This is a genomic window from Micromonospora sp. NPDC048986, assembly GCF_040649335.1.
Classification (GTDB): Bacteria; Actinomycetota; Actinomycetes; order Mycobacteriales; family Micromonosporaceae; genus Micromonospora; species Micromonospora alfalfae.
Genome location: NZ_JBEZFJ010000003.1, coordinates 388138 through 410583 on the forward strand (window position 1 = coordinate 388138; position 22446 = coordinate 410583).

The 22446-nt window shown below is 71.5% G+C and carries 20 protein-coding genes; 3 read left to right on the forward strand and 17 right to left on the reverse strand.

The annotated features are described in order from the left end of the window. Positions 1 to 15 precede the first annotated feature (15 nt). The 8 genes from AB0B94_RS09650 to AB0B94_RS09685 form a co-directional block, all read right to left on the reverse strand. Positions 16 to 1401, reverse strand: a complete 1386-nt coding sequence (locus tag AB0B94_RS09650) for a phosphomannomutase/phosphoglucomutase (protein ID WP_357270747.1) — start codon at positions 1399 to 1401, stop codon at positions 16 to 18. A gap of 69 nt (positions 1402 to 1470) precedes the next feature. Next, positions 1471 to 2526: a hypothetical protein gene (locus AB0B94_RS09655; protein ID WP_357270750.1), complete on the reverse strand. Its 1056-nt coding sequence runs from the start codon at positions 2524 to 2526 to the stop codon at positions 1471 to 1473. Between the two features lie 150 nt (positions 2527 to 2676). Then, positions 2677 to 3318: an endonuclease V gene (locus AB0B94_RS09660; protein WP_357270752.1), complete on the reverse strand. Its 642-nt coding sequence runs from the start codon at positions 3316 to 3318 to the stop codon at positions 2677 to 2679. 179 nt (positions 3319 to 3497) lie between these two features. Next, positions 3498 to 3746, reverse strand: a complete 249-nt coding sequence (locus AB0B94_RS09665) for a hypothetical protein (RefSeq protein WP_357270755.1) — start codon at positions 3744 to 3746, stop codon at positions 3498 to 3500. A gap of 159 nt (positions 3747 to 3905) precedes the next feature. Next, positions 3906 to 4190, reverse strand: a complete 285-nt coding sequence (locus AB0B94_RS09670; RefSeq protein WP_357270758.1) for a hypothetical protein — start codon at positions 4188 to 4190, stop codon at positions 3906 to 3908. Positions 4191 to 4215: 25 nt separating this feature from the next. Further along, positions 4216 to 8160, reverse strand: a complete 3945-nt coding sequence (locus tag AB0B94_RS09675) for a toxin glutamine deamidase domain-containing protein (protein ID WP_357270761.1) — start codon at positions 8158 to 8160, stop codon at positions 4216 to 4218. Between the two features lie 16 nt (positions 8161 to 8176). Beyond that, entirely contained in the window at positions 8177 to 8509 is a 333-nt protein-coding gene (locus tag AB0B94_RS09680) for a hypothetical protein (RefSeq protein ID WP_357270764.1), read from the reverse strand. Next, positions 8506 to 9021, reverse strand: coding sequence for a YbaB/EbfC family nucleoid-associated protein (locus AB0B94_RS09685; protein WP_357270767.1), 516 nt, complete (start codon positions 9019 to 9021; stop codon positions 8506 to 8508). The genes AB0B94_RS09680 and AB0B94_RS09685 overlap by 4 nt, the downstream gene beginning before the upstream one ends. Between AB0B94_RS09685 and AB0B94_RS09690 the strand changes: the two genes are divergently transcribed. Next, positions 9007 to 10248, forward strand: a complete 1242-nt coding sequence (locus AB0B94_RS09690) for an SUKH-3 domain-containing protein (protein WP_357270770.1) — start codon at positions 9007 to 9009, stop codon at positions 10246 to 10248. The genes AB0B94_RS09685 and AB0B94_RS09690 overlap by 15 nt on opposite strands. A gap of 18 nt (positions 10249 to 10266) precedes the next feature. Here AB0B94_RS09690 and AB0B94_RS09695 read toward each other — a convergent pair whose 3' ends face one another. Beyond that, positions 10267 to 11706 (reverse strand): aldehyde dehydrogenase family protein, encoded by a 1440-nt coding sequence (locus tag AB0B94_RS09695; RefSeq protein WP_357270773.1) that lies wholly within the window; start codon positions 11704 to 11706, stop codon positions 10267 to 10269. A gap of 142 nt (positions 11707 to 11848) precedes the next feature. Here AB0B94_RS09695 and AB0B94_RS09700 point away from each other — a divergent pair, with 142 nt between their 5' ends. Together AB0B94_RS09700 and gabT are read left to right on the forward strand one after the other, a co-directional pair. After that, positions 11849 to 13285: a gamma-aminobutyraldehyde dehydrogenase gene (locus tag AB0B94_RS09700; protein WP_357270776.1), complete on the forward strand. Its 1437-nt coding sequence runs from the start codon at positions 11849 to 11851 to the stop codon at positions 13283 to 13285. 3 nt (positions 13286 to 13288) lie between these two features. After that, positions 13289 to 14560, forward strand: a complete 1272-nt coding sequence (gabT, locus tag AB0B94_RS09705; protein WP_357270779.1) for a 4-aminobutyrate--2-oxoglutarate transaminase — start codon at positions 13289 to 13291, stop codon at positions 14558 to 14560. Between the two features lie 47 nt (positions 14561 to 14607). On the opposite strand, the gene AB0B94_RS09710 is transcribed toward gabT, so the two are convergent. From AB0B94_RS09710 to AB0B94_RS09745, 8 genes are all read right to left on the reverse strand, one after another. Then, entirely contained in the window at positions 14608 to 15282 is a 675-nt protein-coding gene (locus tag AB0B94_RS09710; protein ID WP_112622053.1) for a hypothetical protein, read from the reverse strand. A 57-nt stretch (positions 15283 to 15339) separates the two neighbouring features. Then, positions 15340 to 16017: a M15 family metallopeptidase gene (locus AB0B94_RS09715; protein WP_357270783.1), complete on the reverse strand. Its 678-nt coding sequence runs from the start codon at positions 16015 to 16017 to the stop codon at positions 15340 to 15342. Beyond that, positions 16014 to 17144 (reverse strand): D-alanine--D-alanine ligase family protein, encoded by a 1131-nt coding sequence (locus AB0B94_RS09720; RefSeq protein ID WP_357270786.1) that lies wholly within the window; start codon positions 17142 to 17144, stop codon positions 16014 to 16016. The genes AB0B94_RS09715 and AB0B94_RS09720 overlap by 4 nt, the downstream gene beginning before the upstream one ends. After that, positions 17141 to 18151 (reverse strand): pyridoxal-phosphate dependent enzyme, encoded by a 1011-nt coding sequence (locus AB0B94_RS09725; RefSeq protein WP_357270788.1) that lies wholly within the window; start codon positions 18149 to 18151, stop codon positions 17141 to 17143. Before AB0B94_RS09725 ends, AB0B94_RS09720 begins: the two co-directional genes overlap by 4 nt. Before the next feature lie 72 nt (positions 18152 to 18223). Beyond that, entirely contained in the window at positions 18224 to 19288 is a 1065-nt protein-coding gene (locus tag AB0B94_RS09730; protein ID WP_357270791.1) for a HAMP domain-containing sensor histidine kinase, read from the reverse strand. Further along, a complete protein-coding gene (locus tag AB0B94_RS09735) occupies positions 19285 to 19950 on the reverse strand; it encodes a response regulator transcription factor (RefSeq protein WP_357270795.1) in 666 nt (221 codons plus the stop codon). The genes AB0B94_RS09730 and AB0B94_RS09735 overlap by 4 nt, the downstream gene beginning before the upstream one ends. Positions 19951 to 20345: 395 nt before the next feature. After that, positions 20346 to 21158 (reverse strand): DUF559 domain-containing protein, encoded by an 813-nt coding sequence (locus AB0B94_RS09740; RefSeq protein WP_357270798.1) that lies wholly within the window; start codon positions 21156 to 21158, stop codon positions 20346 to 20348. Positions 21159 to 21445: 287 nt separating this feature from the next. Further along, the gene (locus AB0B94_RS09745) at positions 21446 to 22201 is read right to left on the reverse strand and encodes a G5 domain-containing protein (protein WP_357271032.1); all 756 of its coding nucleotides are present in this window, start codon (positions 22199 to 22201) and stop codon (positions 21446 to 21448) included. Positions 22202 to 22446: the final 245 nt, after the last annotated feature.

Genomic DNA, 22446 nt, shown 5'->3' on the forward strand with positions numbered 1-22446 from the left:
CCGGCGCAGGCGATCTTATCGGCGAACGCGGTCGAGCACGTCGTCCCGGAGCGAGACCATCCGATCCCGGGTGGGCGCCTCGACGTTGAGTCGCAGCAGTGGTTCGGTGTTGGAGGCGCGCAGGTTGAACCAGGCGCCGTCGAGGAAACGCAGGGTGAGCCCGTCCATCTCGTCGGCCACCGCGTCGGGGTACGCGGCGCGCACCTCGGCCACCGCCGCCGCCTGGTCGGCCACCGTCGAGTTGATCTCGCCGGAGGCGACATAGCGCTCGTACTCACCGGCGAACACGGACAGCGGCAGCGACTGCTCGCCCAGCGCGGCCAACGTGTGCATCGCCGCGAGCATCCCGGTGTCGGCGAACCAGAAGTCCCGGAAGTAGTAGTGCGCGGAGTGCTCGCCGCCGAAGACGGCGTTGGTGCGGGCCATCTCCGCCTTGATGAAGGAGTGCCCCACCCGGGCGACGACCGGCTGCCCACCGTGCTCCCGGATGATCTCCGGGACGGCGCTGGAGGTGATCAGGCCGTGGATCACCGTGGAACCGGGGTGCTTGGCCAACTCACGGGCGGCGACGAGCGCGGTGATCGCCGACGGTGAGACCGGTTCGCCGCGCTCGTCCACCACGAAGCACCTGTCGGCGTCACCGTCGAAGGCCAACCCGATGTCGGCCCCGTGCTCGACCACAGCGCGCTGGAGGTCGACCAGGTTCGCCGGGTCGAGTGGGTTGGCCTCGTGGTTGGGGAAGCTGCCGTCCAACTCGAAGTAGAGCGGCACGATCTCCAGCGGCAGCGGCGACAGGGCCGCGTCGCCCAGCACTGTCGGAACGGTGAAGCCACCCATGCCGTTGCCGGCGTCGACGACCACCTTCAACGGCCGGATGCCCGAGAGGTCGACCAGCTTGCGCAGGTAGCCGGCGTAGTCGGGGAGCAGGTCGCGCCGCTCGGCGGGCCGGGTCGGCGCTCCGGCGGGACGAGCGTCGCCCGAGTCCAGGAGGGCCTGGGCCCGCTCCCGGATCTCGGCCAGGCCGCTCTCCTGGCCGATCGGGCGCGCGCCGGAGCGGCACATCTTGATGCCGTTGTACTGCGCGGGGTTGTGGCTGGCGGTGAACATCGCGCCGGGCAGGTCGAGCGAGCCGGACGCGTAGTAGAGCAGGTCGGTGGAGGCGAGGCCGATCTCGATCACCGAGCGGCCCTCGGCGCGTACACCGGCGGCGAACGCGGCGGCCAGGCCGGGCGAGGTGGCCCGCATGTCGTACCCGACGACGACCGCGTCGCCCGGCTCGTCGGTGGAGTTGAGCAGTTGGGTGAAGGCGGCGCCCAGTGCCTCGGCGGCCCGTTCGTCCCACTGGTCCGGCACCGTCCCACGGACGTCGTACGCCTTCACAATCTGGGACAGATCAGACACGTGTTCCACTCCTTGGCCGCAGGTTAGACACCGATCCTGAGCCTAACGGAGGGCCGGGCCGTACTCCGCTCAGCCGGGGAGGCGGGGAATGAACACGGTGTGGCCGTCACCGTCGGTGGGCGGCTCACCGGGCTTCGGTTGACCGTCGGGCCGACCCGGCATCGGCTGGGTGGCCTCCGGGGCGGGGGCGTCCGGCCGGGCACCGTAAACCCCGCCGACGGCGGGACGCGGTGACGGCACCGCACCACCCCAGGCGGCGGCCGGCGGCTGCTGGCCGTACACCTGACCGGGGCGACCGGGCGCGGGCGGCGCCCCACCCCCGGCGCGGTAGGTGGTGCCGCCGGGGTTGCCCGGCAGGGGGCCGGGCGCGTCGTCGGACGGCTTCCGGTCCTGCCGGGAGCGACGGAACAGCAGCACGATGAGCAGCAGACCGACCGCCACCAGCACGATGCCGAAGTACATCACCGGTGACCCTCCGGACGACTCGGCGGCGGTCGCCGTGGTGTTCGGCGCCGCAGAGACGCCCTGCGCCAGCGGGTTCGTCGCCTCGTCGACGGTCGCCACCTCGGTCGGGCTCGGAGTCGGCGACGGCGTCTTCGACCGCGACGGAGTCGGCGACGGAGTGACCCGCGCTCCGGTCAGCCGCGCCGCGTCGGTGGCGTGACCCAGCGTCTGGCCGGCGGCGCTGATGCCCGCGCCGGTGACCACGAGACGGCCGCCCGGCGCACCCGCCGCGAACGCCACCCGGTAGCGCACCGTGATGCCCTTGCCCTTGCACAGCGTCGGCTTCGACGGTGACGTCTGCGCTGTCGACACGGTGCCGGTGCCGCCGGTGACGGCCACCGGGAACCAGCGTCCGCCCGCGTTGACCTCGACCGTCACCTGTTTCGGCTGGAGACCCTCCAGGCGGAAGCCCAGCGCGGTACGCAACAGGACGCACCCGTCGGTGCGCTTGCGTACCGCGACGTTCACCCCCTGCGCGGAACCACCGGCGGCGAAGCTGCTGGCCGCGCCCACCCGGACCGAGTCCTGATCGGCCAGCGCCGGTGACGCAACGAGCATCACCAGGCCGCCCGCAAGACCGCAGACCGCCGCGAGCCGTGCCACGCGTCGACGCACTGTCATGATTACCTCGCCGTTCTCCCCGGGTGGGGTCCGCGGTCAGGCTACTACCGGCACACCTGTCCCACCGGTCAGTGAGCGCCCCGCATGTGTGCGGCGTTACGGTTTACGGCTCCCCCCGCCGACCTACTGGCCGCCGGGCTGACCAGCCAATCAGCGGGCCTGCTCTGCCTCGGCGAGGGCGTCACGGCACAGCCGGTCGGCGGTACGGGTGGTCTCCGGCAGCCGGTAGCGCGGAGTCAACGCGAGCACCTGCGCCGTCGCGTTCTCCAGGCTCATCCGATGGCCGACGCTCACGAAGACCGGCTTCACCCCGTCGCGGGTCCGCAGCACCCGACCGACCACCTCATCACCGTCACGCAACGACGACCAGGAACCCCGCTCGGCGCACGGCGGATCCCACACCCCCACCAGTGGCGTCTTCGCCACCCCGATCGCTGGCAACCCGGTGACCACCCCCAGATGGCAGGCGAGCCCGAAGCGGCGCGGATGGGCCAGCCCGTGCCCGTCGCAGACCAGCAGGTCAGGGATGGTGGTCAGCCGGTCGAGTGCAGCGAGCAACGCGGGCAACTCACGGAAGGCGAACAACCCCGGCACATAGTCGAACGCGGGTCGTCCCACACCGACAGCGGAGTCCACCACCGCCAGGGTCCGGGCGTCCACCACCGTCACTGCCGCCGCCAGCAAATCACCACCCTCGGCGTACGCGACGTCCAGGCCGGCCACCGTCGCGGGCGCGCTCGGCCCCGGCCCGACCAGGTCCACCAACGGCCGCAACTCCTCCTGTACGGCCACCGCCTCGGCAACACTGCCCGGCCCTGTCGTCCCACTGGCCGCCCCGGCGCTCCTGCCCGTCGCGCCACTCCTGCCCGCCGCGCCACTCCTGCCCGCCGCGCGCGATGATCCACTCGGCTTCACGGAAGTCGGGCTATCCCGCGGCACTGGATGCCCCGACTTCAATGAACCGGAGTCGATCACTCTCGGCCCGACGCGCCGACGCCACCCCCGGCGCCCCTACCGTCCGCGCCGCCCCGGGCGGGCTCACCGTCGGCCCGACCCCTGATCGCACCCAGGCCGAACGCGAACGCAGTGCCGAAGGCGACACTGAAGGCGACGCCACCCTTCGCACCGAAGACAGGAATGCCGATCGCCAGACCGATCAGGATGCCGACCGGCCAGGCCCAGACAGTGGACCTGGCGCTCTGCGTACCGAATCTCGCCATGTGTCGATCTTATTCAGCCCCGCTAGGGCCCCGCCGATCGTCTTTCACGCTCAGGCCAGCCTCGGTAGCCAACTCGCGGGCCGGGCGGAGGCCGGGTCAGCGGCGGCCTGGTCCTGCCGAATCTGGCGTACACCCGACTTGACACTTCGACTTTGCCGCCTATCGGCGGCTCGCGATTGAAGTGACCTCTACGCCCGCCGCTTCAATCTCCGCCCGGACCACAGCCAGCAGATCCCGCACGTCCGAGTCGCCCGGCTCCGCCAGCAGATCGATGTCGAGGCGCCACCCCTGGCTGTCCACGTCGCGCCAAAGCCCAACGCTCGCTGACACCCCTGCGATTGTCCGTTTGACTTCGCCGAACAACTCGTCCCAGTCGTCGCCAAGACGCCCGACTTCATTCAGGCCGAGCGCCGCCCGCAGACGACCCAACGTGGCTCGATCCATCTGCCCGTTTAGATCAATTATCCAACTAGCTGACATTGGGTCCCCCAACAATCCAGTCCGAATCTTGGAAGTGGGACGACACTCCGGTTCCGGCTCGATCCGGCGGACCGGCACCAGGGAAAATCGCCGGTACCACGTCGCGGCCCAGATCACGAGCGTGCCGCTCAGCCCAGTCAAACAGGTTGGGGAAGCACTCTCGCGCCACCTTCTTCGTCACAAAACCGTACCTCGCGTTGACGACACGAAGGCCAGGATATTTCTCGGCCGCGTGTTGCCGCGCCCGCTCCACCATCTCATCCGAGGAAATTTGGAAGTCGTAATCACTTGGCTCTTCCAGGCCCAGCCGGTACATGGCGTCGAACGGCCTACGCAGCGGAAGTGGCGCCCCCTGCGACCAGCCCTGCAAACGCGCCAACGCCTCCGGGGCGTCCACCAACTCGGACTCCGTCGGCATTTGCTTGTGGGGGCCCGAGAAAAATCGAGCCGATGAGCCCTGAAGCCGAATGTCGACAGTTGACGGGTCTAAGCCATCCTCCCGCAACGCATCGAAGAGAGCGACCGTCATTCGTGCGAACTGCTCCCGGGTAGCTCCAAGAGGCGCCGACCTGTCGGCCCAGTCCAGGACGGCATCGGGTGTGATGCCGAGGAACTCGCAATCCTTCGGGTTCAACTGGCGGCCAGATTCATCCGCGGGCAACAGTGGACCGGCAGCCTGCCAGCCGCGGTTGCCCCGCTCTTCTGCTGCGGTCTCCTGGACCGTCTCGAATCGGTTCTGCCCGCTATCGGCATCAGGGGCCGAGCCCGGCCCGTCGAGGAGCAGGTACATCCGGTTGATGTACGGGTCGCCGTGGCCGCCGTCGTCGTGCGTCGGCGGGTGGTCCGGCAGGTCGGGCCGTTCGCTGAACCGGCCCCTGGGGAGCCCGCCGAGCGGCATCGGTCGGCCGTCTCCGCTCAACACCAGCGCGTCGATGCCGACCACGTCAGGGTAGAGAGGCCGGTCCCGGACCACGCCGTTCTGCGGGTCCACGTAGAGCACCGTGCCGTTCTGGTTGAGCGCCACCCAGGCGTGCGAACCGCCGTGCGCCCACTCGGTGACCAGGAACGAGTAACTGCCGTGGCCGCCCAGCAGCAGTTGGTCGTGCAGGTTGCGGTAGCCCCGGTCGGCGGCCTGCCGCGCATGCCCCGGGTCGGTACGGTGACCGGACGTCGGGGCGAGGAGTTGCTGGAAGCGCCCGCCGGTCACGTCCTCCACCCGGCCGGGGCCGCCTGCCTCGCCACGGATGGGGCGTCGGATGTCACCGTCGAGGTAGCCGTCGAAGGTTCGTGGCGCCGACACGCGGGGACGCCCGTGCACCCACGTCTCGAACAGCGACAGTGTGCAGTCCAGGCAGTTGATGCCCCGGGTGGCGTCGGCCGCGGGACCGCCGTCGTTGAGCAGCCCGAACCAGCCGCCCTGCCGGGGGTCGGCGGTGCGGACGACGGCGCCGTCTGGATCGCGGGGCATTTGTCGTTCGACGTCGACCTGGTGCAGGGCGAGCGGTGGCCGGAGCCCTCCGGGCTGCCCGTACGGCCGGGAGTCGTCGATCGGCGGCGGATAGTCGTCGCCGGTGAGCCTGGACGGGCCGGCAGTTTCCACCGCGCCGAGCGCGAGTGCGCCCACGTCCCGGTTGGCGTGTTCGAAGGTGGCGCTGATGTCCACTACCGGCGGGGCCGTGGTGCCGGCCAGCACCGCGTCTGCCAGGTCACGCCATTCGGCGTACGCGCGAGCTTCCTCGTTCGCGGCGCGCTGCCAGCCGTCGGCCCACTGCCGGTTGCCGGCCTGGTGCAGTTGTCGGGCGTAGGTGGCGTACTCGACGGCTCGACGATCGAGTTCCACGGCTCGGGTGCGCAGTCGGGCGGCCTCGGCCTGCCGGCGGTTGTTCTCGAACGCGATCCGCAGCGATTCGTAGTGGTCCTGGTAACGCCGCCGCTCGGCGGCTTCCGCCGCTGCGGCCCACTGCGCGGCGTACGCGTCGTTGGTTTCGGGCTCGCGCACCGATGGGGCGCCGAACGCCGCCACGTCGACGGGGATCGACGCCCTTCCCCGGGCGGGATGCTCGGGCGCTCGCACCGGTGTGGGCGTCTCCCGGGGCGGGACTCGCGCCGGCACGGCGAACCGACCCACGACCGGAGGGGTGGAGGCGACCGGCAGCGGCGCGTTGGTGGTGGTTGGGACGCCGAAGGTGATCGGTGCCGCCGGACCGGGGGTGATCGTCGGTGCGGAGGGGCCGGTCGTCGGAGACCAGGCGGTCGGTCCGTTGGTGGTGGGGTGCGGCGAACTGCCGGGGTGGGACGGCGGCACACCGGTGGCGGCCGGCCCGCCACTCGATTCGAGAGGACCGGTCACGGGCGCGGACGCCGACGAAAGCCTCGGGTCAGCACCCACCGCAGGCCGACTCGGATCAACCACGGCCGAGGTGCTCGGATCGGCTGCCGACGACGACGGGACCGGGTTGGTGGTGACCGCCGAGTGCACGGGGTCGGCCGTGACCGGGTGGGAAACGCCAGCTCTGTCGCCGAACGACCCACCCGTCAACTGTGTCGCCTCGGAGGCGCCTACCGGACGGTTCACCACCTCCACGTCGGACACCGCAGCGACCGGTATCGGTGACGAGGTGTGCGGGTCGGGCGCGACCGGAGATGCCAGCCCGACTCCTCGTGACTGCTCGACAACCGGTGACGTCGCCGCAGCCAACTGGTTCGGCGGCGTGGTGGCGACGCCTTCCGTCGCCTGCACCGGAATGCCGGCAGCCGTGACCGGACCACCCGAAGCCTCACGATCGGCAACCCCCGCGGAACCGCCCCCGGCCGAGGCCGCAGTCGACGAGACCCCGAGCGAGGGAGGTGCTCCCGTGGAGGCCACATCCCCCGCGACAGGCAGCAGGGAGGGGCCCGTGAACGATGCTCCGGCGAGGGCGTTGGCCTGCGCGTCGAGCCGGGCGCGTAGCGCGTGGTCGGTCTGCCCGGTCGCCGAACCGGTGGCCCCGGACGCGGCGGCGCGCGCCACGTCCTCCATCGAGGTCAGGCCCTGACCGGTGGACAGGCTCGCCGCGCTGTCGGCGAGCACCTCGCCGGTCATCTCCCGACCCAGGTGCTCGCCGACCTTCGCCGCTCGCCCGGTCGCGTGCCGGCCCAGGCCGGCCAGCGGCGCCACCGCCCCGCCGGCCAGCCCGCCCACCGCCGAGGCGCCGAGATCGGTCAGGTCCAGGCCGTGGGCCCGCCCGGTGGAGTTCTGGTAAGTCTGGGTGGCCAGGGTGACCCCGGCCTCCTCGGTGGCCTCCTCCAGCCCTCCACGGGCGACCCGCTTGGCGAGCCCGCGTGCGCCACCTCGGGCGACCTCCTTGGCGGCCCGCTCGCCGGCCTCCTTGAGCCCGTGCCTGAGTGACTTGCTGGCCAGTTGGCCCATCAGCCGCTTGAAGATCTGTTGAACCAGCAGTCGCGTCGCGGTGATCGCCGCGCCGGCGGCCGGGGTTGCCGCACCGGCGGTCAACACCGCCGCGACCGCCACTGTGAGTAGTTCGATGACCAGGATGCCCAGCTCGATCCAGACTTCCAGCTTGGCGCCCTCAATGTCGCAACCGCACTCCTCGACCAGTCGGCCCAGGTCGGCCGTGACCGCGAGCAGCACGGGCAGCGGGGCGTCGGCGCCCTCGGCGATCCCCCGCCAGGCCGCCTCGAACGCCGCGTCGACAGCCCCGACGCCGCCGTACCCGTTGTGCACCTCGACGGCGGCCGCGGCGGCGTCGGCGTGCGGCCCGGCGAGCACGGAGGCGACCGCGTACCACTGGTCGGCGACGTCCCAGACGGCCCGCTCGTTGCCCTCCGGCCACTGCACGCCGACCACCCAGTCGAGAGCCTCGTAGATCCAGCCGGGCACGTCCCACGGCGCGTAGTCCAGTGGGTGCGGGATGGGGCTCGGCAGCACGCTCATCTCAGATCGTCGGCTGTCAGCGCCGGTCGGCGGCCCGGCCGACCCGGGCGGCGTTGGCCCCGTCGGTCTGCACGCTCGCGTCGACCGCCTCCACCACGTCACTGCCCAGCTCGGTGAGCCGGCGCCCGACGCCGGCCCAGGCCCGCAGCACTGTCTGCTCGAACCCGCTGTAGTTGCGCTCGAAGGCGGCGCCGATGTCGTCGCGGCCCCAGGGCCGGGCACCGCTGGCGGCCTCGATCGCGCTGCCCTCCGCCACCCGACGGGCCGTCACCGCCTCGCCGGCGAGGGCCAGGTCGGCACCACCCCGGCGGGCCCGGGACGGATCAAGCCAGAGCTGCCCGTCGGTCATGGCTTCGCCTCACCTTTGCCGAGTACGGCGTCGGCCCGACCGAGCAGTGTGGCGTAATCGCCGGTCTTGAGGAAGTCAGTCGCTCCGGAGCCGGCCGGCATGCTCTCCGCGACGAGGTCGCGGGTGGCGTCTGCGGCGGCGGTCGCCGCGGTCCGGATCGTTTCGGTGACCTTTCGGCCGAGCGCGTCAGCGTCGCGATCCCGGTAGATGGCCGGCGTCAGCGCGACCTCGATCAACTGGCCCTGCGCGCCCACTGTCGCCGTCACCTGCCCATCGGCCGACCGGCGGGTCACGCGCAGCGCGGCGAGTCGCGTCTGGAGGGTGTCCAAACCGGATCTGAGCTGCTGGTATTGCCCATAAACGTCGTCGAATCGGGCCCGTAGCTCGCGATTGACGCCCCGGTCTGCCTGTTCGTCCACCGCCGCCCTCCCGTCACCGTCGGTAGAGCGAAACAATACCGGCCGCCATCGATCCGTGTAGTCCGGTAGTTTCAATGCGTGATCGACCGTCAACAGGCCGAGCAGCTCGCGGCCACCTGGGCCCGCCGTGACTCGCAGCGCCTCGGCCACGAGTGCACAGCGATGGTCGACGAGTTCGACCTGGGGTGGGTCATCACGTCCGTCGTGCCCACCGAGGTGCGCACGGTGCCGGGTGACCTGCCGACGACAGTCATCGACAAGCAGACCGGCACGGTCACCACCTGGCCCCGGGTGCCGAGCACTGTGGTGGCGGAGCTGTACCGGCGTAGCCAACCCACCGGGCCGACAGCTCCCCGCACTCTCGACCCGTCGAGCCTGCTGGTCCGGGAAATCCATCGGGGTGCCACCCCGAACACCGCCGCGCACCTGACCATCGGCGGACGGATCTGGACGGCCCAGGGCACGAAGGCCGACGTGCCACTCAACCACCACCCGCTGGTCCGCGACTATCTCGACCAGTTGCCCCCCGGCGAGCTGGTGCGCGGCGGGGCGGCTCACGCCGAGCTGATAGTGGTCTCCGACGTCCTGCACGAGTACGACCACCGGCGCGCCGCCGAGGGCATCGCGCCGATGGGGCGGGCCGAGGCGGCGGCGCTGCTGGAGGGCGCCCGCTTCGAGATCTTCCGGATCCGCGAGCCGGGCGATCCCGCTGGTGGGCCCGCCGAGCGGCCCTGCGACTCGTGCATCGACTTCCTGGTGCGGGCGAACGTCCTGCCGGAGTCCGCTCGCGCCTACACCGAGACCTGGAACGCGCCGAAGGTGCCGGACCCCGATCCTGGGCGGTTCCCGGCGGAGGTCGCGAACGCGCTGGTAGCGGCCGGTTGGCGGCCACACATCGGGGATCAGATCATGGCCGCCGCCGCCGTACGGGACGTCACCTCGGTGCCGGGGCGCAACAATCGGCACGAGGTCTTTCCGGCCGCCGTGGAGGCGCTCACCGCGTTCCCCAGCCTGGTCGGCGCGCGGCGGGGCCGGGGCGAGCAGGTGTGGATCTCCCGCTTCGACATCCGCCCACACACCGTCGCGCACACCGCAGACACTCTCGCGGACTTCGGCGCGGTGCTCGGCGTACGCCTCTTTCCGATCGGCACCGAGCAGCAGGACAGCATCCTGGCGGTGGACGAGCGCGGCCGGGTCTTCGCGCTCGACCAGGCCGGTGAGTGGTTCCTCGGCGACACCATCGACGCCGCGCTGACCACCCTGCTGCTCGGCCGCGCCCCTGCCCGGGTGCACGACGACGGCACGTGGCAGGCCGACTAGCCCGGCAGTGTTGCCGGCCTAGAGCGCGAGGCCGGTGAGCACCATGACCCGGGGCTCGGTGTAGTCGTCCATCGCGCTGCGCAGCCCTTCCCGGCCGACGCCGCTGCCCTTCACCCCGCCGTAGGGCATCTGGTCGGCGCGGTACGACGGCACGTCACCGATGATCACCCCGCCCACCTCCAGCGCGCGGGCAGCGGCGAAGGCGACGTCCAGGCGCCGGGTGAAGACGCCAGCCTGCAAGCCGTACGCCGAGTCGTTCACCGCTGTGAACGCGGCCTGGTCGTCGGCGACCGGGGTGACCACCAGCACCGGCCCGAACACCTCCTCGGCCACCACCTTCGCGTTCGCCGGCACGCCACTGAGGACGGTCGGGGGGTAGGTCGCGCCGTCGCGGAGGCCGCCCACCTCGACGGTGCCGCCGGCGGCGACGGCCTCGGCCACCCACGTCTCGACCCGGCGGGCCGCGTCCTCGGACACCATCGGCCCGACGTCGGTCAGCTCGGACGCGGGGTCTCCGGTCCGCAGCCCCCGCACCGCCGCCACCAGCCGGGGTAGGAAGTCGGTGTGCACTGCGTGGTGCACGTACACCCGCTGGACGGCGATGCACGACTGGCCGGCCTGGTAGTTGGCGAACGTCGCGATGCGCTGCGCGGCGAAGTCCAGGTCCTCGTCGGCGGTCCAGTCCGCACAGAGCACCGCAGCGGCGTTGCCGCCCAACTCCAGCGTCACGTGCTTGTTCGGCGCGGCGCGGCGGATGGCCGCGCCGACCGGCCCGGAGCCGGTGAACGACACCACCGGTAGCCGGGGTTCGGTGACCAGTTCGGCGGCGCGGTCGTTGGGCAGCGGCAGCACCGAGAACATCCCGGCCGGGAGGTCGGTCTCGGCCAGCACTTCGCCGAGCAGCACCGCGGTCAGGGGCGTCGCGGGTGCGGGCTTGACGATGATCGGCGCGCCGACGGCGATGGCCGGCGCCACCTTGTGGGCGACGAGGTTGAGCGGAAAGTTGAACGGCGTGATGCCCAGCACCGGCCCGCGCGGCACCCTGCGGACCAGGGCGATCCGTCCGCCGGCAGCCGGGTCGGTGTCGAGCCGTTGCAACTCGCCGGAGAAGCGGCGGGCCTCCTCGGCGGCCCAGCGGAAGGTCGACACCGCCCGCCCGACCTCGGCGCGGGCCCACTTGAGCGGCTTGCCGTTCTCCGCGGTGATCAGGGCCGCGATCTCGCCCGCGCGCTCGGCGAGCCGCCGGGACACGTGATCGAGGGCCGCCGCGCGGGCGTGCGCGGGCAGGGCCGCGGCCTGCGCGGCCACCCCTGCCGCCGCGGCGACGGCGGCGTCGACCTGGTCGGGCGTGGCGAATGTGGTACGCCCGACCGGGCGGCCGTCGTACGGGTGGTGGACTGCCAACTCACCCTCGCCGGTGGCGGGGCGGGAGGCGACGAAGAAGGCTGCGGGCTCCACGCCGAGCAGAGTAGCCGAGCGACCAGCCGACGGAAACAGTCGCAATAACCCTTGTCTGCCGCGAATTCAGTAGCGAAGATGGCAGAGAGATTGCGATAACCGCCGCAGAATCGCGCCCCCGGCCCCCTCGGAGTGATCCCTCATGAGTGACCAGCAGCAGCTGCGCAACTTCGTCAACGGCTCCTACGTCGACCCGTCCGATGGCGGTTACGCCGACCTTGTCGACCCCTGCACGGGTGAGGTGTTCGCCCAGGCCCCGGTCTCCGGCGCCACCGACGTGGACGCGGCGATGAGCGCCGCCGCCACCGCGTTCGAGAGCTGGCGGGAGGTCACCCCCGCCGAGCGGCAGCGGGCACTGCTCAAGCTCGCCGACGCGGTGGAGGCGCGCGCCGCCGAGCTGGTCGACGCCGAGGTCCGCAACACCGGCAAGCCCCGCCAGCTCACCGCCGAGGAGGAGCTTCCCCCGGCGGTGGACCAGTTCCGATTCTTCGCCGGTGCCGCCCGACTGTTGGAGGGGCGGTCCGCCGGGGAGTACCTGGCCGGGCACACCTCCTACGTGCGGCGTGAGCCGATCGGCGTCTGCGCGCAGGTCACCCCCTGGAACTATCCGCTGATGATGGCGGTCTGGAAGATCGCCCCCGCGCTCGCCGCCGGCAACACCGTGGTGCTCAAGCCGTCGGACACCACGCCGGTGTCGACGCTGCTGCTCGCCGAGATCGCCGCCGAGTTCTTCCCGCCGGGGGTGTTCAACGTGGTCTGCGGCGACCGGGACACCGGTCGTACCCTCGTGTCGCACCCGACCCCGCAGCTGGTGTCGATCACCGGCTCGACCCGCGCGGGCATGGAGGTCGCCGCCGCGGCGGCCCCCGACCTGAAGCGGACCCACCTGGAGTTGGGCGGCAAGGCCCCGGTGGTGGTCTTCGACGACGCGGACGTGGCGGCGGCCGCCGAGGCCATCGCGCTGGGCGGCTACTTCAACGCCGGGCAGGACTGCACGGCGGCCACCCGGGTGCTGGCCGGTCCCGGCGTCCACGACGACTTCGTGGCGGCGCTCGCCGAGCAGGCCCGCAACACGAAGACCGGCGCCCCGGACGACGCCGACGTGCTCTACGGCCCGCTGAACAACGCCAACCAACTCACCCGGGTCAGCGGCTTCGTGGACCGCCTGCCGGACCACGCGGCGATCCAGACCGGCGGGTCCCGGCAGGGCGAACGCGGCTACTTCTACGCGCCGACAGTGGTCTCCGGGCTGCGTCAGGCCGACGAGATCATCCAGGACGAGGTGTTCGGGCCGGTCATCACCGTGCAGCGCTTCACCGACGAGGACGAGGCGGTGCGCTGGGCCAACGGCGTCGACTACGGCCTGTCCGCGTCGGTCTGGACGCGCGACCACGGCCGGGCCATGCGGATGACCCGTCGACTCGACTTCGGCTGCGTCTGGGTCAACACGCACATCCCGTTCGTCTCCGAGATGCCGCACGGTGGCTTCAAGCACTCCGGGCACGGCAAGGACCTCTCGGTCTACAGCCTGGAGGACTACACCCGGATCAAGCACGTCATGCACAACATCGAGGGCTGAACGATGCCGTCGAGCGAAGAGCTGCACAAGCGGCGCGGCGACGCCGTGGCCCGGGGTGTCGGCAGTGTGATCCCGTCCTACGTGGACCACGCGTCCGGCGCGACGATCACCGACGTGGACGGCCGGGAGTGGATCGACTTCGCCGCCGGCATCGCCGTGACCAGCGTGGGCAACTCGGCACCGAAGGTGGTCGAGGCGGTCCGGGCTCAGGTGGAGCGGTTCACCCACACCTGCTTCATGGTCGCGCCGTACGAGTCGTACGTGGCGGTGTCCGAGCAGCTCAACGCGTTGACGCCCGGCGGGTTCACGAAGCGCTCGGCGTTGTTCAACTCCGGCGCGGAGGCGGTGGAGAACGCCGTCAAGGTCGCCCGGCACGCCACCGGGCGGCCGGCGGTAGTGGTGTTCGACCACGCCTACCACGGCAGGACCAACCTGACCATGGCGTTGACAGCGAAGAACATGCCGTACAAGCACCGGTTCGGGCCGTTCGCCGGGGAGATCTACCGGGTGCCGATGTCGTACCCGCTGCGCGACGGCGGGCTCTCCGGCGCGGAGGGGGCGGCCCGGGCGATCGAGATGGTCGAGAAGCAGGTCGGCGCGGAGAACGTCGCCGCGCTGCTCATCGAGCCGATCCAGGGCGAGGGCGGCTTCGTCGTACCCGCGCCGGGTTTCCTGCCCGCGCTGCGGGAGTGGGCGACGGCGGCCGGGGTGGTCTTCGTCGCCGACGAGATCCAGACCGGTTTCTGCCGCACCGGCGACTGGTTCGCCTGTCAGCACGAGGGCGTCGAACCCGACCTGGTGGCAGTGGCCAAGGGCATCGCCGGTGGCCTGCCCCTCGCCGCGGTGACGGGTCGGGCCGAGCTGATGGACGCCGTGCACGTCGGTGGGCTCGGTGGCACCTACGGCGGCAACCCGATCGCCTGCGCCGCCGCCCTGGCCACCATCGAGACAATGCACGAGCTGGACCTGGCCGGTGCGGCCCGACGGATCGAGTCGGTGCTGGTCCCCCGGCTGCGGGCCATCGCCGAGCGGGATCCCCGGGTGGCCGAGCTCCGCGGCCGGGGCGCGATGCTCGCCGTGGAACTGGTGCTGCCGGGCACCCTCACCCCCGACCCGGTCGCCACGGCGGCGATCTCGGCGGCCTGTCACGCCGCCGGCCTACTCACCCTTACCTGCGGCACGTACGGCAACGTGCTGCGCTTCCTGCCCCCGCTGGTGATCTCCGACGAACAGCTCAGCCGGGGCGCGGACCTGCTCGACGCCGCCTTCGGCTGAGCGGCTGAGCGGCGGAGGGGCCCGGTGCACGGGCCCCTCCGCCGAGGTCAGCGAAGCACTTCGACAGTGTTGCGGCGCACCAGGTTCTTGCCCGGCTCGCGGATCTGCTCCATGGCGGCCGAGTTGAGCAACACGCAACTGCCCGACGGGCCGGTCACCGTGACCGTGGTCGCCCGGTTGTTGTCAAGGTTGGTCACCCGCAGCCGGGTGCCCACCGGGAACTGCCCGCTGGTCGCCGCCGGTCCCGCCGCCTCCTCGAAGAAGGTGATCGCCCCGGAGCACGCCGACCGGGGCGCCGGGCCGGGCGCGCCGGGAGACGCGGCGCCCGGACGGACGGTGCCGGGGGCCGGAGCGCCGGCGGGCGGGGCAGCGCCGTCGACGCGTTCCACCACGTTGCGGCGGATCACGTTCTTCCCCGGCTCGCGGACCAGCTCCATGGCCGCCGCGTTGAGCAGCACGCAACTGCCCGACGGGCCGGTCACCGTCACAGTGGCAGCCCGGTTGTTGTCAAGGTTCGTCACCCGCAGCCGGGTACCCACCGGGAACCGGTCGCTGGTCGCGGCCGGCGCCCCGCCCTCAGCGGAGAAGGTGACCGAGCCGGAGCAGACCGACGACCGCGCCGGGGCCGTGTCGGCGAACCCGAAGCTGGTCCCCACCGACACGCCCACCGCGGCGAGCACCGCCACGCTCGCTGCCAGCACGTGCCTGCGCTGCACCCTCATCGCCGTCACTCCCGTCCTCGGTGGTGTCCTTCACTCACCGGTACGGACCGGAGCGTCCTACCGTTCAGCCGGCACGGGTATCGATCGTGCGGCGGCCAGGTCCACCGGCCCGTAGCGGGTGCGCGGAGCACCGGTGATCAGCGCCCAGTAACGGTCGCCGTACGACCAGTGCCACCATTCGGTCGGGTAGTTGACCATCCCCGCGCCACCGAGGGCCTCCACCATGATCTGCCGGTGCCGGCGGGCGGTGCCGCCGATCGCCGGCGCGTCGGTGAAGCAGGCGTCGGCGCTGTCCTCCGGGGTGGCGTCGATGGCAGTGCCCAGGTCCAGTTCCACACCGTCGTCCGTGCAGAGCGTCAGGTCCACCGCGCCGCCCGTGCTGTGCGGGGCCACCTCGACCGGTGCGACGAACTTCGTGGTCTCCCGGTGCAGCCGCTGCGGCGACCAGTCCGGGTGCCGCCGGCGCAGCTCGTCCCGGTAGCCGGTGAAGATGGCCAGTTGCGCCTGGTACGGCCGGTAGCCCTCGACCACCAGCAGGCGCAGCCCACCGGGCAGGGCACGCTGCGCGGCGAGCAGCCGCTCCACGACACCGGCCCGCACCCGGGCGTACGCCCCGGCCGGGTCGGCCGCCCGGCCGTCGAGCCGCAACTCCGGCAGCTCACGCAGGTCCACGAACTCGTCGCCGTCGTCGGCGCTGGGCACCGCCGCCACCCGGGGGTCGGAGAGCAGGATCATCGGATGCTCCCCGCTGCGCTCGCCGGCCGTTCCGCGTGCCGGAGCCGGGCCAACTCGACGAGCCGGTCCACCACCTCCCGGTAGCCGACCCCGACGGCGGCCCACACCTTCGGGTACATCGAGTGCGCGGTGAAGCCGGGCATCGTGTTCAGCTCGTTGACGTACAGCTCACCGGTCGTCTCGTCGTAGAAGAAGTCGACCCGGGCCAGACCCCAACCGCCGATCGCGGCGAACGCGCGCAGCGACAGCTCGCGGACCCGCGCGGTCACCTCGTCCGGCAGCACCGCGGGGACGATCATCGGGTCGGCGTCGCCGAAGTACTTCTGCTGGTAGTCGAACCAGCCGCCGCTGACCTGCACCTCGCCCACCGCCGACGCCTCGGGACGCCAGCCGCCGAGCACCGCGCACTCCAACTCCCGGCCGGCGACGCCCTGCTCGACCATGACGAGTTGGTCGTGGCGGAACGCCTCCGCCACGGCGGCGGCCAGGTCGTCACCCTCGCCGACGCGGGAGATGCCGATCGACGAGCCCATGCTGGCCGGCTTGACGAACAGTGGCCGGCTCAGCCCGGTCACCAGCTTCTCCGGGTCGTCGACAGCCCGGTAGGTGTGCGCATCGAACGACACGTACGGGGTGACGGGGATGCCCTCGGCGCGCAGCGCCCGCTTCATCGCCACCTTGTTCATGCCGACCGCCGAGGCGAGGATGCCGCACCCGACGTACGGGACGTTCAGTGAATCCAGCAGCCCCTGCACCACCCCGTCCTCGCCGTACGGGCCGTGCAGCACCGGGAAGACCACGTCCAGCTCGGCGTGCACAGCGCCGGGGGCGTTGCCGGCGGACACCTGCACGACACCCGGACGCGGACCGGCCCGCAACTCGACTGCCGGACCGGTCACCACCAACTGGTCGTCGATGGCCCGCTCGCCGGCCGGTCGGTCGCGCAACTCGGCCAGCAGCGCGTCGGGCATCAGCCGGAAGCCACCGCCGCGGGTGACGCCGATGGCGACGGTGCGGTAGCCGCCACCGGCGAGCGCCCGGGCCACCCCGAGCGCGGAGGCACAGGAGACCTCGTGCTCCGCCGACGGTCCACCGAACAGGATTCCGATCCGAACCGGCGCGCTCACGCCACCGCCCCTTCCTCAGCCAGGTCGGCGGATCGCGGGGCCATCAAGCGGGCCACCAGCGCCTCCTCCACGTTCCCGCCGGTCAGCACCACGCCGACCGTCCGCTGCCGGTCGGCGTCCGGCGGAAGCCGGAGAGCACCGGCCAGGCCCGCCGCCCCGGACGGCTCGGCGAGCACCTTGAGCTCCGTCAGGATCAGCCGGAACGCCGCGGAGATCTCGTCGTCGTCGACCCGGACGACAGCCCGCAGCGTGTTCCGCACGATGGCGAACGGCAGCTCCCCCACGCAGGACGGCCGCAGCCCATCCGCGATGGTGGGCGTCGGCGATACCGGCACACGTACCCCAGCCGCGAGGCTGCGGGCGAGCGAGTCGCAGCCCACCGGCTCCACGCCGTACACAGCGATGCCGGACCCGGCGGCGGCCAGGCACGCGCCGGCCACCCCGCCACCACCACCCACCGGTACGACAAGCGCGTCCAACGGCGTCCCCGCGCGCTCGGCGTCCTCGATCAGCTCCAGGCTCGCGGTGCCCTGCCCGGCGATCACGTCCGGGTGGTCGTACGCGTCGACGACCGGGTGACCGCTCTCGTCGCTGAGCCGGTTGGCCACCGCCACCCGCTCCTCGACGCTGGTGCCGGCGAACACCACCCGCGCTCCCGCAGCGCGCGCCCGGTCGACCTTCGTCGATGCCGCGTCGACAGGCAGCACCACTGTCGCCGCGAGCCCGTGCTGCCGCGCCGCCAACGCCACCGCCACCGCGTGGTTGCCGGTGCTCTGCGCGATCACCCCGCTGTGGCCGGCCACCGCGAGGCGGCCGACCGCGCGCAGCGCACCCCGCATCTTGTACGAGCCGCCGTTCTGAAGGTTCTCGGCCTTGAGCAGGACCCGCGCCCCGGCAAGCTCGTCGATCACCGGGGAGCGCAGCACGGGGGTACGGACCACACGGCCGGAAAGCCAGCGGCTGGCCTCCTCGACATCGGCCCGGACCTGGCCAACGGTGCGTGTCATGTCTCTCCTTTTCGGGCACACCACAGGCGGGATCCAGCGGTACGTGGACCCCGGTGACTGAGGGTGGAAGTGTCAGGTCAAGGTGGGCAGCCGGACGTCGACCCGTAGGCCGCCGTACTCGGCGGGCCGGGCCGCGATGATGCCGTCGTGGGCCTGGGTGATCGAACGGGCGATGGCCAGGCCCAGGCCGGCCCCACCGCCCTGCGAGGTCCGGTCCCGGGCGAGTCGGCGGAACGGCTCGAACAGACCGGCCACCGCCTCGGCCGGTACGGGCTGGCCGGTGTTCACCACCGACAGCGCGGGCACGCCGCTCACCACGACGGTCAGTGAGCCGCCCGAACGGTTGTACTTGATCCCGTTCTCCACCAGGTTGGTGACCAGACGTTCCAGCAGTACCCGCTCGCCGACGACGACCCGGGGTTCCAGATGGGTCTCCACTGTGATCCCGGCTTCCCGGGCCCGGTCCAGGTATCCGGCCAGCACCGCCTCGACGATCGTGTCCAACCTCTGCGGTATCCGCGATCGGAGGCCCTGGTCGCTCTCGCTGAGCGCGAGCAGGCCCTCGATGAGCCGTTCGTTGCGCTCGTTGGTCTCCAGCAGCTGACTGGTCAGCAGCTCCAACTGCTCGCCGGTGAGCGCCGTGGCCATGCCGACCTCGATGAGCGTCCGCTGCACGGCGAGGGGCGTCCGCAGCTCGTGCGAGGCGTTGGCGGCGAACCGCCGCTGCCCCTCGTACCCGGCGGAGACGCGTTCCATCATCTCGTCGATCGCCCGGGACAACCGGGCCAGCTCGTCGCTGCCCCGGGGCCGAATGCGGTGACCGAGGTTCTGCGGGCCGAGATGCCCGATCGGCCCGGCCAGGTCAGCGACCGGACGCAGGCACCACACGGCGGCGAACCAGAGGCCCACCAGGACGGCCACCGTCACGAGCAGGACAGCCACCAGGGGAAGCATGAACGCACCCGGCCGTACGTTGCCGCACACCGTCGCCAACCCGGGCATGGGCAGATCACAGAACTGCTGCCCCCAGGTCCAGGTGAACCCCGACAGCCACTTTCCCATCGCCGGCAGCACCGGGCCGGCCAGCAGCGCCAGCAGCCCCACCAGCAGCACCCGACGTCGGGGCGTCCAGCTCACGCCGCGCCGCCGATGCGGTAGCCGGCCTTCGGAACGGTGTGGATGATCGCGGGATCACCGAGCTTCTTACGCAGGGTCATCACGGTGACCCGTACGGCGTTGGTGAACGGGTCGGCGAACTCGTCCCAGGCCTGCTCCAGCAACTCCTCGGCGCTGACCACCTGACCGTCCGCGCGCAGCAGCACGTGCAGCACAGCGAACTCTTTCGGGCTCAGCGCGAGGGGGCGGCCGTCCCGGGTAACCAGGTGCCGGCCCACGTCCAACGCCAGGCCGTCCCGGGCGAGCACCGGTGGCAGCGCCGGCGTGGACCGTCGCCCGAGGGCCTGCACCCGGGCCACCAGCTCGGCGAAGGCGAACGGCTTGGTCAGGTAGTCGTCCGCGCCCAGGCCGAGACCCTCCACCCGGTCCCGGATGCCGGCCGCCGCGGTGAGCAGCAGCACCCGGGTGCCGACCTGCGAGTCGGCGATGCTGCGGCACACCTCGTCGCCGGTGTGTCCGGGCATGTCCCGGTCCAGCACCGCGACGTCGTACCGGTTCACCCCGACCCGCTCCAGCGCACCGTCACCGTCGTAGCAGACGTCGACGGCCATCGAGAGACGGCGCAGCCCTTCGGCCACCGTGTCCGCCAACAACCGCTCGTCGTCCGCCACCAGCACCCGCACGTTCTCCCGCTCCCCCAGTTCGGCTTGCCCGGCATACCGTCGCAGGCCCGGGTTAAGGGTTCTGTAAGCACCCGTCGCAGCCATCCTCCACGCGGGTGTCCAGCGGGCAAACCACCGCAAGCCAGTCCCGGTCGACTTCGTGCCCGTGTCACACCACCTGCCCGGTCCGCCCCCACCGACCACGGAGATTGCCATCCAAAGGGTGAGCTGCCTCACAAGAGGCCACACCCCGTGCGCTCGCCCTGAAGTCCAACCCACCCCACCCCACCTCACCCCCACCCCGCCCCGTCGATCTTGCACTTCGTGTTGCCCAAATGCCCCGAAGGTGTTATTCGTCGAGGCAGAAAGTGCAAGATCGACGGGGGCGGGGCGGGGCGGGGCGGGGCGGTGCGGGGTTAGGGGAGGGCGGCCCGGATGGTGGCTTTGATGTGTTGGGGGCGGCGGTAGAGGTCACGATCGGTGAAATAGCGCATCCGCCAACCGGCCGCATCCAGCCAGTTGACCCGTTCGCGGTCGTGCCTGAGTCGGTCGCGGTCCAGGTGCGACAGTCCGTCGTACTCGATGCCGATTCGGTGTTCGCGGTAGCCCAGGTCGAGCCGGTACAGAGGGATGCCATGGCGGTCGGCCACCCATAGTTGCGGCTCCGGCGGGGGCAACCCTCCGTCGATCAGGATCAGTCGCAACTGGCTTTCCTGTCGGCACTCCGCCCGACCGTCCGCCAGCGGTATGAGTTGCCGGGCTTGGCGGACACCACGCAATGCGTTGTGTGCCGCAACCTCGGCCAGCAGGTCATCCTGGGTGACCAAGCCCGACCGGAGCGCGGCGTCGAGCACCGGGAGTGCGTCGAGCCGCCGAACGGCGCGAGCCAGGTCGACTGCACAGCGAGCCGCTGGCACGCAGGGCAGATCTCCAACGAAGACGGGCCGAGCGGGTAGAACCGTCCGGTGGACTACCACCCCGGGCAGACGCGGCTTTTGCACCTCGGCGGGCAACTGGATGTGAATCAGATCGTCGCGCAGCACCCCGAAGCCGTATCGGCGAGCGGCACTCTGCCCCGCCAACATCGCCCCATCGGGTAGCCGGAGCATCAGTGCACGCAGCGTGTCATCGTCGCTGCAGGGTTGGTCGGCGTAGACCCCTCTGCGTACGCGGTGCAATTCCTCGCGGTCGAGCCGACTACGGATCCGACCGACGGTGAGCTGCCGCATGAGTGCGTCAGTACGCCACAACTGAGTAGCCATGGAAGCAAGCTGACCAATCCAGGACCCCATAGAGGTCCCGCGATGACCACCTGTGGAAAACGATCCCCCTTGTGGACAACCCCCAACCCCACCGCCTCCCGTGCTAGCGCCTCACACCGTATTAGTCCCACCCAGAACCCTCACCCCCGCGATCTTGCACTTCCTGTCGTCGATATGCCCGATAGGAAACGAAAATTGAGCACAGAAAGTGCAAGATCGCGGGGGGCTGGGGGTGGGGGGGGTGGGGTTGGGGGTTAGTCGCAGGCTATGCCGTCGCCGTCTCGGTCCAGGTCGTAGATGTCGTTGCCGATGACTCTGATCGGTCCGCTGACGTAGGCGGGGCCGTTGCCACTGCCACCCGCGCAGTCGACGTCGCTGGCGATCGGGACGCAGCCGCTGTAGTTCGGGTCGCACTTCGACGACTGCGGCTTCTTGGTGCCGACCGCCACTACCTGGGTCACCGGCTGCTTCGTCACGGCGGACTTGACCAGCTTCTTGGCGGTCCGCACGCCGTCGGTGGTGGTCACCTCGTAGGTCAGGGTCCGGACCCCGTTCACGCCCTTGGTCCGGACGACCCGCTTACCCTCTGCCAGTGACGAGTCCTTGACGGTCCGCTGGCCGTACCGGATGGTGGCCTGTTCCGTCACTGTCGTCACCTGCACCACCGGCGCGGCTGCCGCCGACGAGGGCGCCGCCGACGAGGGCGCAGTGGCGGGCTCCGACGAGGGCGCGGCGATGGCCGGGGTGTCCTGGGCCGGTTCGCCGGGCGCGGCCAGGATCGGCTGCTGCGGCTGCTCGGCGGCAGTGTCGGTCCTGGTCGGTTCCGGCTCGCCGGTCAACGCGCCGACGATGGCGGTGCCGGTGCAGCAGAGCAGCAGGATCGACAACGTCACCGAGCCGAGGATCACGGCGACCCGGCTGGCGGGAGTTGCCCGGCGGAACCAGTTCGGTCGGGGCGTCTGGCCGAACGACGGCGGGTACGGCGGCCCCGGGTTCTGTGGTGGTTGCATCGTCACGGCGATGAGTGTCGTCGCAAACACAGCCTGCAATATCCACCGTCGCGCTCGTCACCTGCGCCTTTCGCCTCAAGGAAAGATCAGTGGGCGCGTTCGTGGGCGACGAGTCGACAGACGTGGCAACCCTCCAGGCTGGCCGGGCAGGGCCGATCGTGCGGGTGTCAGCACCACCAAAAGCCGCAGATCACCATGCACCGCGTCGACAAGGGATCGGAGGCCCAACGGCGGCGACGGAACTG